This is a genomic window from Enterococcus haemoperoxidus ATCC BAA-382, assembly GCF_000407165.1.
GTDB classification, from domain to species: Bacteria; Bacillota; Bacilli; order Lactobacillales; family Enterococcaceae; genus Enterococcus_L; species Enterococcus_L haemoperoxidus.
In genome coordinates this window covers 789146-804619 of the sequence record NZ_KE136480.1, presented here as the reverse complement: position 1 = coordinate 804619, position 15474 = coordinate 789146, and the positions used below count along the sequence as shown (strand labels likewise).

At 35.8% G+C, this 15474-nt stretch carries 15 protein-coding genes; 8 read left to right on the top strand and 7 right to left on the bottom strand.

From position 1 onward, the window contains the following. The first annotated feature begins 278 nt into the window (after window positions 1-278). Window positions 279-620, top strand: a complete 342-nt coding sequence (locus I583_RS14365) for a hypothetical protein (protein ID WP_010762144.1) — start codon at window positions 279-281, stop codon at window positions 618-620. Window positions 621-1101: 481 nt separating this feature from the next. Here the strand turns inward: I583_RS14365 and jag are convergent, their stop codons facing one another. From jag to rpmH, 4 genes are all read right to left on the bottom strand, one after another. Next, entirely contained in the window at window positions 1102-1875 is a 774-nt protein-coding gene (gene jag / locus I583_RS14360; RefSeq protein WP_010762143.1) for an RNA-binding cell elongation regulator Jag/EloR, read from the bottom strand. A gap of 15 nt (window positions 1876-1890) precedes the next feature. After that, window positions 1891-2718, bottom strand: coding sequence for a YidC/Oxa1 family membrane protein insertase (locus I583_RS14355; protein WP_010762142.1), 828 nt, complete (start codon window positions 2716-2718; stop codon window positions 1891-1893). A gap of 15 nt (window positions 2719-2733) precedes the next feature. After that, the gene (gene rnpA, locus I583_RS14350) at window positions 2734-3072 is read right to left on the bottom strand and encodes a ribonuclease P protein component (RefSeq protein WP_010762141.1); all 339 of its coding nucleotides are present in this window, start codon (window positions 3070-3072) and stop codon (window positions 2734-2736) included. Between the two features lie 454 nt (window positions 3073-3526). After that, entirely contained in the window at window positions 3527-3661 is a 135-nt protein-coding gene (gene rpmH, locus I583_RS14345; RefSeq protein ID WP_010762140.1) for a 50S ribosomal protein L34, read from the bottom strand. Window positions 3662-4536: 875 nt separating this feature from the next. On the opposite strand from rpmH, the gene dnaA reads away from it, so the two are divergent. Both dnaA and dnaN read left to right on the top strand, forming a co-directional pair. Beyond that, window positions 4537-5880: a chromosomal replication initiator protein DnaA gene (gene dnaA, locus I583_RS14340; protein ID WP_010762139.1), complete on the top strand. Its 1344-nt coding sequence runs from the start codon at window positions 4537-4539 to the stop codon at window positions 5878-5880. Window positions 5881-6079: 199 nt separating this feature from the next. After that, window positions 6080-7210, top strand: a complete 1131-nt coding sequence (gene dnaN / locus I583_RS14335; protein WP_010762138.1) for a DNA polymerase III subunit beta — start codon at window positions 6080-6082, stop codon at window positions 7208-7210. Between the two features lie 93 nt (window positions 7211-7303). On the opposite strand, the gene I583_RS14330 is transcribed toward dnaN, so the two are convergent. After that, on the bottom strand, window positions 7304-7906 hold the full coding sequence (locus I583_RS14330; protein WP_010762137.1) for a DUF2812 domain-containing protein: 603 nt from the start codon (window positions 7904-7906) through the stop codon (window positions 7304-7306). 9 nt (window positions 7907-7915) lie between these two features. Further along, window positions 7916-8224 carry a PadR family transcriptional regulator gene (locus I583_RS14325; protein ID WP_010762136.1) on the bottom strand — a complete coding sequence of 103 codons (309 nt, stop codon included), beginning with the start codon at window positions 8222-8224 and terminating at the stop codon, window positions 7916-7918. Between the two features lie 312 nt (window positions 8225-8536). On the opposite strand from I583_RS14325, the gene yaaA reads away from it, so the two are divergent. The 5 genes from yaaA to I583_RS14300 all read left to right on the top strand — a co-directional run bounded on the left by yaaA (window position 8537) and on the right by I583_RS14300 (window position 14951). Further along, window positions 8537-8779 carry a S4 domain-containing protein YaaA gene (yaaA, locus tag I583_RS14320; protein WP_010762135.1) on the top strand — a complete coding sequence of 81 codons (243 nt, stop codon included), beginning with the start codon at window positions 8537-8539 and terminating at the stop codon, window positions 8777-8779. After that, window positions 8766-9893, top strand: a complete 1128-nt coding sequence (gene recF / locus I583_RS14315; RefSeq protein ID WP_010762134.1) for a DNA replication/repair protein RecF — start codon at window positions 8766-8768, stop codon at window positions 9891-9893. The genes yaaA and recF overlap by 14 nt, the downstream gene beginning before the upstream one ends. Further along, complete coding sequence (gyrB, locus tag I583_RS14310; RefSeq protein WP_010762133.1) at window positions 9890-11839, top strand: DNA topoisomerase (ATP-hydrolyzing) subunit B; 1950 nt, start codon at window positions 9890-9892, stop codon at window positions 11837-11839. Before recF ends, gyrB begins: the two co-directional genes overlap by 4 nt. 19 nt (window positions 11840-11858) lie before the next feature. Continuing rightward, on the top strand, window positions 11859-14375 hold the full coding sequence (gyrA, locus tag I583_RS14305; RefSeq protein ID WP_010762132.1) for a DNA gyrase subunit A: 2517 nt from the start codon (window positions 11859-11861) through the stop codon (window positions 14373-14375). 144 nt (window positions 14376-14519) lie between these two features. Further along, window positions 14520-14951 carry a hypothetical protein gene (locus I583_RS14300; RefSeq protein WP_010762131.1) on the top strand — a complete coding sequence of 144 codons (432 nt, stop codon included), beginning with the start codon at window positions 14520-14522 and terminating at the stop codon, window positions 14949-14951. Window positions 14952-15086: 135 nt separating this feature from the next. Here I583_RS14300 and I583_RS14295 read toward each other — a convergent pair whose 3' ends face one another. Then, window positions 15087-15458, bottom strand: coding sequence for a PaaI family thioesterase (locus I583_RS14295; protein WP_010762130.1), 372 nt, complete (start codon window positions 15456-15458; stop codon window positions 15087-15089). Between the last annotated feature and the right edge of the window lie 16 nt (window positions 15459-15474).

Sequence of the window (15474 nt, the reverse complement as noted above, 5' to 3'; positions counted from 1 at the left end):
TGTTTTTCGCGTAATACTTACTACGTTAAGCAACACCTAACTTTTTTAACTATGTATAAATCAATTTTTGGCTACAAAAAAAGCGCCCACTCCACCCCTATTTTTTCAGGTTGGATCTAGCACTTTCACTGCATCAATTCCTATTAATTTCTTGACATAGAATAGCATATTTTTATATTTTTCGCAAGATTGTTTATTTACTAAAATCGTTCGTTAACTTTGCATTTCTTCTGGTTTATCTTTAAAATAAACTTATATAAGGCAAGGAGGTTCCTATAATGAAACGAATAAAAAAAGAAGAATTCGATGAACAAGAATTAGAAAATCGTTTAAGTGGAATCACATTATCTACAGGAAATGTTAATAAAAAGTATATCGTTCGAGATATTGTTTTTGCGACAGATCGAATCGAGACAGATTTATTTTCACCAGATGTCAATCCAAATGATGTTTTCAGCGGTGTTTACCGTCAGTTGAAAGTGATTGCGTTTGAATATGAAGCAGATGCTGTAATCAATTGTCATTTTGAAGAAAAATATGTGGAATATCAAGGAAAATGGGTCGTTGAGATATTTGCTTATGGAACGGTCGTTCAGTTTACACAGACAAATATTGGCTAAATGTACTTCAAAGAGAGATTGGGACAGAACAGTTTAACTCTAAGAACTAAAGAGGTATTCTCCGATATCAGTTCATATCTCACTGTGTTTCACAACAATTTCAGCTTATTTCCGAAGCCTTCAAAACTCAGCGCTTTAACACTTTGAACTTGATGTGAGTAAAGCGTAGTAGTTGCTTTTGGCCCACTGTTTATCTGGATTCCATGTGACTGGGATATGACTCACAGAGTTATGTCTCGGTCACTTTTTTCTTTCTGTTTTTTAGCAGAATAAAAAACCTGATTCTAAAAGAACCAGGCTGGAAGAAGCACGACTGCTCCAACTACTTTATCATCGTATTTTGTACGTTGATAAGAATGATTTCGTTTAAAATATACTTTGTTTAACTGTGTTTGTCAATGTATTTTTTTGAAGAACTATCTAAACAAACAATAAATGCTCCTTTAAAAAAATTACTTTTTAAAGGAGCATTATCTATTGTTTAATAATATTTTTTCGCAGGTTCAACAACCAAATAACGATACGGTTCATCGCCTTCTGAATGTGTTTTGATATGATCATCTTTGCTCAAGGTAAAGTGAATTTGTTTTCGTTCAAATGCAGGCATTGGTTCTAGAAAAACAGGTCGACCAGTTTGTTTGACTTTTTCTGCCGTTCTTTCTGCTAAACGTTGCAAGATTGCTTGACGTTTTTCACGATAATCACCCACATTTACCACAACAGACAACTTGTTTTCTGCAACACGATGAACAAAAACTTGGGCTAAATATTGCAGTGCATTTAAGACTTTTCCGTGTTTTCCGATCAAGATTCCCTGTTTATCTGTATCTAAATGGAAAACTAACAAACCATCTTTACGTTCTAAGCGGACTAATGCTGGTGCATTCAATTCTTTTGAAATTGTTGTTAAATACATCGCTAATTCAGTGATGGCTTCTTCATCTTCTAGGTTTTCCAAGATTTTTGGTTGAGAGGAATCTGAGGTTTTGGCAGCTAATAATTCTTCAACAGCTGTTTCTACTTTTACTTCCTCATCTGTCACAATGATATCTTCAACTGTCTGTGCAACTGCTTCTGTGATTTGCTCACTGACAGTAGGTTCAATCGAAACTTGAGCAAGTTTTTTACCCAAACCCAAGAAACCTTTCTTAGCGTCTGCGATCACCTTGATCTCTACTTCTTCTTTTGACAAATTCAGTGCGTGTAAGCCCTTAGTTGTTGCTTCTTCAATTGTGTTTCCCTCATATACCGGCATCTGGAAAACCTCCTTTTATTTTTTCTTATTTTTTTTCTTAGGATTCATTGCTTTCTTCAATGCTCGTTCGCGTTCTTTCACTTGTCGTTCAGCTTCTGCACGCTCTTTACGGATTTTGAATGGGTTATTGATCAATAATGTTTGACCAACTTGGAAAGCATTAGAAACCACCCAGTAAAGTGATAATCCGCTGGCTAAGCTCATACCCATTACAAAAATCATAACCGGCATTACGAAGTTCATGATTTTAAGTGAAGCATTTGATTCTATTTGGCTCATGCTAGTCAAGTAGCTGCTGGCAAATGTAAAGACAGCCGCTAAAATAGGTAAAATCAGATATGGATCGGGTTGGCCTAAGTTCAGCCACATAAAACTTCCCTGCTTCAATTCTGGTACACGTGAAATTGATTGATACAGCGCCATCATGATCGGCATTTGAATCAACAATGGTAAACATCCAGCATAGGGGTTTACGTTATTTTCGGCATATAATTTTTGCTGCTCTTCACGGAATAAACGTTGTGTTTCTGGATCTTTTGATGAATATTGTTTTTGTAGCGCTTTTAATTTTGGTTGTAATTCTTGAGTCTTACGCATGCTTTTCGTTTGGAAATGCATTAATGGTAATAAAATGATTCTGATTACTAATGTAAATAGGATGATCCCGATACCAGTATTTGCTGAAATGGATAAAAATTTAATTGCTTCAGCGAAATAATAGACAATATAGCGGTCCCAAATTCCTGTACTACTCTCGTTGATCGGGGCTGTTCCACAGGCAGACAACACCAAAACAAGTGTCACTAAACCTGCCATCAATAATAGGCGTTTATACTTCTTCACAAAACTGTTCCTCTCTTATTTCAAAATTTTTGCAAGTTTTAAAACATGCGTCACGTTGCTATGAATTTCTTCAGAAGTCAACTTTTCGACGCCAGGTCTTGCGATGATAATAAAATCACAAGTTGGATCGATTGATTCTTTTAACTGGTAGATCGACGTACGAACTTTACGTTTTACAGCATTTCTAACAACCGCATTCCCAACTTTTTTCCCTACAGAAATTCCTACTCGAAAATGCTTTTGTTCTGGCTTTTCTAATACGTAGACGACAAATCTTCGGTTAGCACAGGACTGTTTATGTTGAAATACTGCTTGAAATTCTTTTTCTTTTTTTACTCTATAGGATTTCTTCATCTGCATCCCTTTGTTTCTTTCTATCTTTCTTTTTTACTCACTCTACAATGATAGCATATTTTAGTCATTTTTTTGCAAAATTAAAGGAAAATATCTAGAGATTTTGGCGATAATGACTCTAATTTCATATCTTATCATTTTTTTGGTTTTTTTTCACTTTATTTTACGGGATTGAAAGATTTTTTGAGGTAGCGGGGTTAATTTTTAAAATTTTAGTTTTTAGAAATTGGTGAGGTTGAAATGAAATGGGTTTTATTTAGAATGTTGCTGTTACCTTCATCTGATTAATAGTGTTACATTTCAATATTACTGCACTATTTTTTCAGAGTTAGGCGTTTGGTGATTCACTAGTGATGAACAACAAAAGAACCCTTTATTATTTCCACACATACATTGTGAAGATAATAAAGGGTTCTTAGTTTAAACTTGATTCGTTATTTAAAGTCAACATAGATTATGCTGAAATAACTTTTCTGCCTTTACGACGTCTGCTCGCTAATACGTTGCGACCATTTTTTGTGCTCATGCGTTTACGGAAACCGTGAACTTTTTGACGTTTGCGTTTGTTTGGTTGATACGTTCTTTTCATCTCTTGTTCCACCTCCTGAAATTGTAACTATCCATCAATACATAGACATACTTTGATAGTATAACTAGTATTGGGTCAGTTTGTCAATAAATTTTCAGGAAATATTTTTCCTCCTAATCAAATAAGTTATCCACAAAATGGAAAATTTTAGGGATAACTTGTGGATAGTTTTTTTGCTGCCTCCATTTCATTTTTACTTTTCTCAGTGTTTATACACAAAAAAACAGGGTGTTAAAAAGTTATGCACATCTTATTTTTTTATTGTGTATAACTTCCTAAAAAGCTTGGATTACTTGGTTTTGTTTTGCAGAATCTGTTGTGGATAAATAAAATAACAATAAGAAATCCACTGTTTGTTTTCGTGTTGTGGATAAGTTTATAACCCTCTGTGAATTTTTTTTCCACAATTCACAATTTGCCTGTGGAAAAAGTTCCGAAAAAATGCTAAAATTCTATTTGCTTATCTATTTATATTTGTTCTGCTTTTTTATATAGAAAATTTGTTCCGTTCTATGGGTCAGCTTCTTGTTAAATTTGGAAAAAGAATACAAACTGATTCTGGCAAAAAATGCCACTCTCTTTTTTCTTATCAGAACTGGACGAGCCCTATGCACTTTTACTTTGAAACATGCCAAATCATGAGAAGATATTGATTGGTCTGAGATGTCTAGTTGCCTCTATTCATTATTTGATGTTAAGAAGTATAAGGTGAGGCAACGCGGAACGTTGTTACTGTATATTACCCTAGCTGCACAAGCCAGCTCTTCGGAAAAAAGATAAACTATGAATAAGGAAAAAATACCTTAGTCATAATTTCCAATTTTTCTATCAGAGCTAAATGGTTTGTTCCGCTTTTAAATTAAGGAGGTCACCATATGCCCGATATGGAAAGTTTCTGGAAAGATCTGGAAGATACTTACCAATCTGTTTTATCTGCGCCAAGTTTTGACGCTTGGATAAAAACAACGCAACCGCTAAAGTTGGAGAATAACCAATTATGGTTAGAAGTTCCTTCTGCTGTTCATAAAGACTATTGGGAAAAGAATTTAGCCGCAAAAATCGTTGAAACCGGCTTTAAATTGACTGGTGCTGAAGTGATGCCTCATTTTGTTATTACTGGTGAAAAAGAAACGATGCCTGTCACAGAAGAGAAAAAAGCCCCTGTTACGCAAGAAAAAATTGCTGAACATGGGAAAAAAGCTTTGTTGAATCCAAAGTATTCTTTTGACACATTCGTTATCGGAAAAGGGAACCAAATGGCTCACGCTGCAGCCTTAGTTGTAGCAGAAGATCCTGGTTCTATCTATAATCCGTTATTCTTTTATGGCGGTGTTGGTTTAGGAAAAACACATTTAATGCATGCTATCGGTCATCAAATGCTGCAAAACCAACCAGATGCTAAAGTAAAGTACGTCAGTAGCGAAACATTTACAAATGAGTTTATCAATTCAATCCAAACCAAGAATTCAGAACAATTTAGAAAAGAATACCGAAATGTTGATCTTCTACTTGTCGATGATATTCAATTTTTAGCCGAAAAAGAAGCAACATTGGAAGAATTTTTCCACACCTTTAACGATTTGTATAACGAAAACAAACAAATCGTACTGACAAGTGATCGACCACCTAACGATATTCCAAAACTACCTGAACGGTTAGTTTCTCGTTTTGCTTGGGGCTTATCTGTAGATATCACGCCGCCTGATTTAGAGACTCGAATTGCCATTTTACGTAAAAAAGCCGATGCAGAACGCTTGGAAATTCCTGATGATACGCTTAGTTACATTGCCGGCCAGATCGATTCAAATATTCGTGAATTAGAAGGCGCTCTAGTCCGAGTTCAAGCATTTGCTACGATTAATGGTGAGGATATTACAACAAGTCTAGCTGCTGATGCATTAAAATCTTTAAAATCTGTCGGCAGTCAAAATCATCTATCGATTTTACAAATCCAAGAAGAAGTGGCAAAGTATTACCATATCCAATTAAAAGATTTAAAAGGCAAAAAACGTGTGAAATCAATTGTTGTTCCTAGACAGATCTCGATGTACCTTTCTAGGGAGATGACCGAAAATTCTCTACCAAAAATCGGTGCCGAGTTTGGCGGAAAAGATCATACTACGGTGATCCATGCTCACGAAAAGATCCAACAATTAATGGAAAAAGATCCGACAATTCAAAAAGAAGTTGGGGAAATCAAAAACTTGCTTAATTCATAGCCTGTGGATAAAAAAGTGAAAAAGCAAAAAGTTTTCCACAAGTTATGCACAGGTGGAAAACTTCTGTTTTATTTCATTTCCTGACTTTTCCACAGAATTAACAGGACCTACTACTTTTATTATTTATTTATATATAAATACAAAACTGTCTTAGCAAAATTTATGCTTTTAAAATCAATTAAAAAGGAGTTCAATCATTATGAAATTAACCGTAAAAAGAAATACATTCTTACAAGAATTACAAACCGTTCAAAGAGCGATTTCTTCTAAAACTACTATTCCAATTTTAACAGGTGTAAAAATCGTTTTAACTGACGAAGGATTATCCCTAACAGGTAGTAACGCAGATATCTCTATTGAAAGTTTCCTAAGTAAAGAAGACGAAAAAGCTCAAATGACAATCGAATCAACAGGGAGTATTGTTTTACAAGCACGTTTTTTTGGAGAAATCATCCGTAAATTACCAGAAGATATGTTTACTTTAGAAGTGTTAGACAACAACCAAGTAGCAATCACATCCGGAAAAGCTGATTTTACAGTTAACGGATTAGATGCAGATAATTATCCACATCTTCCTGTAATCGATGCTAAAAACCAAATTCAATTACCAGTGCACCTGTTGACAAAAATTATCAATGAAACAGGTTTCGCAGTTTCTCTTCATGAAAGTCGTCCAATTTTGACGGGTGTTCACTTTATTTTAGAAAATCAAAAATTATTAGCTGTAGCAACAGATTCACATCGTTTGAGTCAACGAATCATCCCAATTGAACAAGCAGCTGAAAATTTCAATATTGTAATTCCAGGAAAAAGTCTGACTGAACTTTCTCGTTCATTTACAAATGAAGAAGAAATGGTCGAAATCAGTATCATGGAAAATCAAGTATTATTCAAAACACAAAATATGTATTTCTATTCTCGTTTGTTAGAAGGAAATTATCCTGATACAAATCGTTTGATTCCAACAAGCTTTAATACTGAAATTGATTTTTATGTTCCCGAACTTTTATCAGCCATCGATCGTGCATCTTTATTGTCACATGAAGGTCGTAATAATATTGTTCGTTTAGCTATTACTTCTGATTCGGTTGTTCTTTATGGAAATTCTCCAGAAATTGGTAAAGTGGAAGAACCATTAAATTACGAAAAAGTAACAGGTGATCCATTGGAAATTTCTTTCAACCCAGATTATATGAAAGATGCCTTACGTGCATTTGGAGATATGAGCATTACAGTTAAATTTATTTCTGCGATTCGTCCATTTACCTTAGAACCAACAGAAACTGATTTAGACTTTATTCAATTGATTACGCCAGTTCGTACAAATTAAAAAATTTAAAAAAACGTGTGAGTGAAAAACTAAATTTCAGTTTTTCACTCACACATTTTTATGTTTATCGTAGCTAAGATCAAGATAGGGATATTATCCAGTCTCATATTTCTTTATAAGTTTTTTTGCTTTGGTTCCCATAATTGTAAAGTAGACAGCACCAAACATAAAAAACATCATAGGCATTATCTGAAGGCTCAAAAAGAATGTTTGCACAAGGATCATTCCAAACAATTGAAAACCAGTATATGCCCAAATACTTGAAGTCAAATACCATGAAGAGATATTTTCAAATGAAGGCTGCAACAGAAAGAAATAAAGAATCATCAATGTCGCCCATAGAATAGCTTGATCATATAAACGTTTATACCGTTCATTACTTGATGAGGTATCTGAAAATATATCTAAATCTTGATTGTTACTGTTTAACGGTACAAAAAATTGAAAACCACTACTCTTTGTACCACTGATATGCTGCCAACCACTATCTTCAAATAAAGTCAGATACGCAATATAATCAGCTTTCTTTTTGAATGTCTGATAGTCAATTCTGTAATTCAGCGTTTTTGGCGCTATCTTTTCAAATGTATAGATACCCCAAACGTTACATTTTACCAGAGCCCAACCTTGTTCAGCCATTTCCTTTAAATACTGTTCTTCTTTTTTTATATCAATGAATAATTTTAACTTTTTCATTTGTTCCTCCTATAATAAATTGTTAGCAAGTATTACTAATTCTTTTAACCGTTCGACTTCAAGCTTTAAAACTTTTTTGCCAGCAGTTGTTAATTTGTATACGCGCCGACGTTTATCTTCTCCAGGAACCTCACAAATTAGCTTTTGTTTTAATAAATTTTCTGTTGCGCCATACATTGTGCCAGCTGCAATGCGTACTCGACCATTGCTTATTTCTTCTACTTTTTGCATGATGGCATATCCATGAGAAGGTTCAATGAGTGACATCATAATATAAAAAGTTGTTTCTGTTAGAGGTAAAATCTTATTTATAGCCATTTAGTGTACACCTTTTATAAAATTATTGTATACAGTGTGACTGTACAATTAGATTGTATATCGTTAGACTGTATAAGTCAATTATTTTTCAAAAAAAACCTTAAATGAGAAACACTGAAAAAAATTTTAAGAGACAAAACTTACAAATTTCTCCTTAAAATGCATTTTAAGCCTTTTTTAATCGATAGAATATTTTTTATCGATTGCATTCAAAATTGCTTAGAAAGAAAATTAGACGGATAAATTTGTTTTTTGACGTAAAAAAGAGTATAATATAAGAGTAAAAGTGAAGACAAAAAAGAGGGATGCATTTTGAAAAAGACGATTGTTTTAGAAACTGATTACATGACACTAGGTCAAGTCTTAAAAGAAGCCGATGTTATCAGCAGTGGCGGTGCTGCCAAATGGTACCTAGCCGAAAATAGTGTTTTCGTAGATGGAGAGTTAGAGAATCGCCGCGGTAGAAAATTATATGCTGGTATGATGCTCGAGATACCTGAAGAAGGTACTTTTTTTATGGTCAAAAAAGGCGAGGCAGTCGATGAGACTGAATGAAATCGAGGTGCAGCATTATCGTAATTATGATGGGCTGACCTTAGATTTTCCTAAAACGTTAAATATTTTTCTAGGGGAAAACGCACAAGGCAAGACAAACCTCTTGGAAAGTATTTATGTTTTAGCAATGACTCGCAGTCACAGAACCAGTAACGAGAAAGAATTGGTTCATTGGGATTCCGATTCAGCAAGAATCAGAGGAGTTATTGAAAAAAAGACAGGAACGGTGCCGCTTGAGATCATTATTTCTAACAAAGGCCGCAAGACAAAAGTCAATCATATTGAACAGAAGCGTTTGAGTTCATATATCGGTCAACTAAATGTCATTTTATTTGCGCCAGAAGATTTATCGTTAGTTAAAGGCTCACCACAATTACGTCGTAAGTTTATCGACATGGAATTAGGTCAGGTCAATCCGATTTATCTATATGATTTGGTTCAATATCAGTCTGTCTTAAAACAACGTAATCAATATTTAAAGCAGTTAGCTGAAAAAAAACAGTCAGATCTTGTTTATTTAGATATTTTGACAGAACAATTGGCGGAATTTGGTGGTAAGGTTTTGTTTGCTCGCCTAGAATTTATCAAAAAATTAGAGCATTGGGCGAATTTACTGCACAAAAAAATCAGCCATGAAAAAGAAGAATTAGCGATCGACTATTTTTCAAGTATCCCGTTAGACAAAGAAAATATTTCACTAGAAGAGATCCAAAAGCAACTGCTGCAGAGCCTTCTTGACAATCGGAAACGCGAATTGTTTAAGGCAAATACTTTTTTAGGTCCTCATCGAGATGATCTGATTTTTAATGTAAATGGACAAAACGTCCAGACATATGGTTCACAAGGTCAACAAAGAACCACGGCTCTTAGCGTAAAGCTTGCGGAAATTGATTTAATGTATTCAGAAACAGGGGAATATCCTGTGTTGTTATTGGATGATGTCATGAGTGAGTTAGATAATGAACGACAATTGCACCTGCTAGAAACGATTGAAGGAAAGGTTCAGACTTTTTTAACAACGACAAGTTTGGATCATTTAAACAATAAATTAACTGTTGAACCAGATATTTTTTATGTTCATCAGGGAGAGATAGAGAGGGAAGCATCTATATGACAGAAGAAGAAAAAAATATGAAAGAACGTGCACAAGAATATGATGCCAGTCAGATTCAGGTATTAGAAGGTCTTGAAGCGGTTCGTAAACGTCCTGGTATGTACATAGGATCAACGAGTTCGGAAGGTTTGCATCACTTAGTTTGGGAGATCGTTGATAATTCGATCGATGAGGCTTTGGCAGGCTTTGCATCAAGTATCCAAGTAGTAATTGAGGAAGATAACAGTATTACCGTTGTCGATGATGGACGTGGGATTCCTGTCGGTATTCAAGCCAAAACAGGCAGACCAGCGGTAGAAACAGTCTTTACCGTTCTACATGCAGGAGGAAAATTTGGCGGCGGCGGATATAAAGTTTCCGGTGGACTTCATGGGGTTGGTTCCTCTGTTGTTAATGCCTTATCAACAACATTAGACGTAAAAGTCTACAAAGAAGGTAAAATTTATTATCAAGAATTCCACCAAGGTGCTGTAAAAGATGATTTGAAAGTGATCGGTGACACAGATCGTCATGGAACGACTGTCCATTTTGTTCCAGATCCAGAAATTTTTACAGAGACAACTGTCTTTATCTTTGATAAATTAGCAACACGTGTTAGAGAGTTAGCGTTCTTGAATAAAGGGCTAAAAATTTCTATTGAAGATAAACGTGAAGAAAAACCAGTCTTGAAAGAGTATCATTACGAAGGTGGAATCAAGAGTTACGTAGAGCATTTGAATGCAAATAAAGATGTTTTGTTCCCAGAACCAGTTTTCATTGAAGGGGAACAGCAAGATATCATCGTTGAAGTCTCTATGCAATACACAGATGGCTACCATACTAACTTACTAAGTTTCGCCAACAACATTCATACGTATGAAGGCGGAACCCATGAATCAGGTTTCAAAACGTCATTAACACGTGTAATCAATGATTACGCCCGTAAACAAAAGATCATGAAAGAAAATGACGAAAACCTAACAGGGGAAGATGTTCGTGAAGGATTAACAGCGGTTATTTCTATCAAACATCCAGAACCACAATTTGAAGGACAAACGAAAACAAAATTAGGAAATTCAGAAGTTCGGACTGTTACAGACCGTTTATTCTCTGAGTATTTCAATAAATTCTTGATGGAAAACCCAACTGTTGGGAAACAAATCGTTGAAAAAGGCCTACTTGCTTCTAAAGCCCGTATGGCTGCTAAACGAGCACGTGAAGTAACGCGTCGTAAAGGAGCACTTGAGATCAGTAATTTACCTGGTAAATTAGCCGATTGTTCAAGTAAAGATCCTGAAAAATGCGAAATCTTCATCGTCGAAGGAGATTCAGCCGGCGGTTCAGCAAAACAAGGACGTAGCCGTGAATTCCAAGCGATTTTACCAATTCGTGGGAAAATCTTGAATGTTGAAAAAGCCAGCATGGATAAAATTTTAGCGAATGAAGAAATCCGTTCACTATTTACAGCGATGGGTACAGGCTTTGGTGCTGATTTTGATGTATCTAAAGCACGTTATCACAAATTAGTAATCATGACCGATGCCGATGTCGATGGTGCACATATCCGTACACTGTTGTTGACACTGTTCTATCGCTTCATGCGTCCGGTTGTTGAAGCGGGATATGTATATATCGCTCAGCCACCTTTATATGGGGTCAAACAAGGAAAAAATATCACCTACGTTCAACCAGGAAAAAATGCTGAGGAAGAACTAGCTCAAGTTTTAGAGAGCCTACCAGCCAGTCCAAAACCAAGCGTTCAACGTTATAAAGGTCTTGGAGAGATGGATGACCATCAATTATGGGAAACAACAATGGACCCTGAAAAACGTTTGATGTCACGTGTCAGCGTTGATGATGCAATCGAAGCCGATCAAATCTTTGAAATGTTGATGGGAGACCGTGTTGAACCACGCCGAGCATTTATTGAAGAAAATGCCCATTACGTGAAGAATCTAGATATTTAATGAAGAAGGAGATAAATTCATGAGTGAAGAAATCAAAGAGAACATTCAAGACGTCAATCTGACCAGTGAAATGAAAGAATCCTTCATTGATTATGCAATGAGCGTTATTGTGGCGCGTGCGTTGCCGGATGTTCGTGATGGGTTAAAACCAGTTCATCGCCGTATTTTATATGGGATGAATGAGTTAGGTGTAACACCAGACAAACCACATAAAAAATCAGCTCGTATCGTTGGGGACGTTATGGGTAAGTACCATCCACACGGAGATTCATCCATTTATGAAGCAATGGTACGAATGGCTCAACCGTTTAGCTACCGTAGTATGTTAGTTGATGGACACGGGAACTTCGGTTCTGTCGATGGTGATGGCGCTGCTGCCATGCGTTATACCGAAGCTAGAATGAGTAAGATTGCGTTGGAAATGTTACGTGATATCAATAAAAATACAGTCGATTTTCATGGAAACTATGATGATTCAGAACAAGAACCAGATGTACTGCCAGCACGTTTCCCTAACCTGTTAGTGAATGGAACGACAGGGATCGCTGTTGGGATGGCAACCAATATTCCACCTCATAATTTAGCGGAAGTAATCGAAGCTGCAAGTTTATTGATGGAAAATCCCGATGCAACAACCAATGAATTGATGGAAGTATTACCTGGACCAGATTTCCCAACAGGTGGTTTAGTTATGGGTAAATCAGGTATCCGTCGCGCCTATGAAACAGGTCGAGGATCGATTACAATTCGTGCTAAAGTTGAGATCGTTGATATGCCAAACGGTAAAGAGCGTATCTTAGTATCTGAATTGCCGTATATGGTCAACAAAGCTCGCTTGATTGAACGGATTTCAGAATTACATCGTGAAAAAAGAATCGAAGGAATCACTGATTTACGTGATGAATCTTCTCGTGAAGGTATGCGGATCGTCATTGATGTTCGTCGTGATGTCAGTGCCTCTGTTATCTTGAATAACCTTTATAAAATGACGGCATTGCAAACCTCTTTTGGTTTTAATATGTTGGCAATCGAAAAAGGGATTCCTAAGATTTTGAGCTTGAAAGAAATTCTTGAAAATTATATAGAGCATCAAAAAGAAGTTATTACACGTCGTACAGAATTTGATAAGAAAAAAGCTGAAGCGCGTGCTCATATCTTAGAAGGGTTACGAATTGCGTTAGATCACATTGATGAGATCATCGCAATTATTCGAAACTCAAAAGCAGATGATGAAGCAAAAGCTTCTTTGATTGAACGTTTTGAATTTTCAGATCGTCAAGCACAAGCGATTTTAGATATGCGTTTACGCCGTTTAACAGGTTTAGAACGTGATAAGATCGAAAATGAGTATCAAGAATTATTGAAATTCATTGCTGATTTGAATGATATTTTAGCTCGACCAGAACGTGTAGTTGAAATCATCAAAACAGAGTTAGGTGAGATTCATGATAAATACGGTGACGCTCGCCGTACAGAACTATTAGTCGGTGAAGTTCTAAGTTTAGAAGATGAAGACTTGATCGAAGAAGCCGAAGTCGTGATTACTTTGACGAACAATGGCTACATCAAACGAATGGCAAATAGTGAATTTAGAGCACAACGCCGTGGTGGTCGTGGTGTTCAGGGAATGGGTGTTCATGATGATGATTTCGTGAAAAATCTTGTTTCTTGTTCAACCCATGATACGTTATTATTCTTCACGAATAACGGTAAAGTCTATCGTGCTAAAGGATATGAAATTCCTGAATATGGCAGAACAGCTAAAGGAATTCCTGTAATCAATATGTTAGGTATCGACTCTAGTGAGAAGATCCAAGCAATCATCGCTGTTGAAGGACAAGCAGAAGAAGGACATTATCTATTCTTCACGACTCGTAAAGGGACTGTTAAACGTACAGCAGTCAAAGCATTCTCTAACATTAGAAGCAATGGTTTGATCGCAATCGGTCTAAAAGAAGATGATGAGCTAGTCAATGTTGTTTTAACGAATGGCGAACAAAACATGATCATCGGAACCCATAATGGTTATTCTGTGACATTTGCTGAAACAGCAGTCCGTGATATGGGACGTACAGCATCTGGTGTGCGTGGTATTCGTCTAAGAGAAGATGATTACGTCGTAGGAGCCTCTCTACTCGACGCTGACACGGAAGTTCTAGTGTTGACGGAAAATGGTTACGGCAAGCGTACAAAAGCCTCTGAGTACCCTGTGAAGGGCCGTGGCGGTAAAGGAATCAAGACAGCCAACATTACAGCGAAAAATGGGCCGCTAGCGGGGCTTACGACTGTTCGTGGTGATGAAGATATTCTAGTAATCACCAATAAAGGTGTCATTATTCGTTTCAATGTCGATTCAGTTTCTCAAACAGGGCGTGCCACATTAGGTGTTCGTTTGATGAGAATGGAAGATGACGCAAAAGTTGTGACGATGGCAGTTGTAGAGCCAGAGCCAGATGAAATCGTTGAAGAAGTTGAGAGTGTAGAAACGACAGTTGTTGAAACTGAGACATCAGACATAGAGACAACAGAAGAATAAACAAAAAAGAACATTTCAGTGGAAAGCTGAGGTGTTCTTTTTTTGCATCTTTTTTATATTCAAAAAAAACATAATATCGTTTTGCTTTGTTTTGAAAAAAAGTATGATTATAATAAGGGTAATAAGAAGTGAGAGGTAAAAAATATGACACAAGAAAAATTATTATTATCTAAAACTTTTTCAAAGCAATTAAATATTGGAACGGCATTATCTAACTTTCTTGAAAATATATTAGAAATATTTGGAGGAAAAACAACAATTTATGAACGTAGACCGATTACTTTTTCAGAGTATCTTTATGTTGAGATGATCACCTTCTCAAATGGTTTTCAGATCAGAACGAGCCTAAAGCGGAATCCGGAAACATTTGAAATAGAAGCATTTGCTTACTCTGAGCCGAATCATGTTTATCTATCAAATTTAACCTCAGAAGAGTTGAACTTGATGTATTTACTTGTAAAAAAAGAAAGAGAAAAAATTATGAATCAAAAATATTCAGAAGTGGATCAAAGGGAATTAGAAGTGATGTCTTCTTTGCTAATGAAGCTAAAAGTTATCACAGGGGAGATCATTTAGCGAAAAGTTAAATGATCGTTTAAAAAGTGTCTATTTATTTATTTATTTTTGAATCCTTCATAATAAGCATTCAACGAATTAGAAACAAATAAAGAGGTTTGACAAAACTATTTTTACGTTTTGCCGAACCTCTATTTATGTATCCATTTTGCGACTCATCAATGTACAGCGACCAACTGCTGTCAGCTCATCTGAGGTGTTAAAAATTTTTCCTTCCCAAACTTGAACTGCTTGTCCGATTCGATCAGCAGTTGCAATTACTGTTAATGTACCATCAGAAACACCTTTTAAGTGATTGATTTGAAGATCGATACCGACTGCATAAGAATTCTCATCTAGCTGTTCATTCGCACCTAAACTACAGGCTGTTTCAATCAAAATACCATTCATTCCTCCATGTAAAATTCCATAAGGCTGTTTATGGAAATCTTCTATTTTCATTGTTAAAACTACTTTTTCTTTAGTTAGTTCAGTTGTTTTAACATTCAAATAGTCTAATAAATGCATACCAATCAATCCTTTC

Coding starts and splice junctions, on each gene's coding strand:
- I583_RS14365 (WP_010762144.1), top strand. CDS start 279: ATGAAACGAATAAAAAAAGAAGAATTCGATGAACAAGAATTAGAAAAT.
- jag (WP_010762143.1), bottom strand. CDS start 1,875: ATGCCGGTATATGAGGGAAACACAATTGAAGAAGCAACAACTAAGGGC.
- rnpA (WP_010762141.1), bottom strand. CDS start 3,072: ATGAAGAAATCCTATAGAGTAAAAAAAGAAAAAGAATTTCAAGCAGTA.
- rpmH (WP_010762140.1), bottom strand. CDS start 3,661: ATGAAAAGAACGTATCAACCAAACAAACGCAAACGTCAAAAAGTTCAC.
- dnaA (WP_010762139.1), top strand. CDS start 4,537: ATGCCCGATATGGAAAGTTTCTGGAAAGATCTGGAAGATACTTACCAA.
- dnaN (WP_010762138.1), top strand. CDS start 6,080: ATGAAATTAACCGTAAAAAGAAATACATTCTTACAAGAATTACAAACC.
- I583_RS14330 (WP_010762137.1), bottom strand. CDS start 7,906: ATGAAAAAGTTAAAATTATTCATTGATATAAAAAAAGAAGAACAGTAT.
- I583_RS14325 (WP_010762136.1), bottom strand. CDS start 8,224: ATGGCTATAAATAAGATTTTACCTCTAACAGAAACAACTTTTTATATT.
- recF (WP_010762134.1), top strand. CDS start 8,766: ATGAGACTGAATGAAATCGAGGTGCAGCATTATCGTAATTATGATGGG.
- gyrB (WP_010762133.1), top strand. CDS start 9,890: ATGACAGAAGAAGAAAAAAATATGAAAGAACGTGCACAAGAATATGAT.
- gyrA (WP_010762132.1), top strand. CDS start 11,859: ATGAGTGAAGAAATCAAAGAGAACATTCAAGACGTCAATCTGACCAGT.
- I583_RS14300 (WP_010762131.1), top strand. CDS start 14,520: ATGACACAAGAAAAATTATTATTATCTAAAACTTTTTCAAAGCAATTA.
- I583_RS14295 (WP_010762130.1), bottom strand. CDS start 15,458: ATGCATTTATTAGACTATTTGAATGTTAAAACAACTGAACTAACTAAA.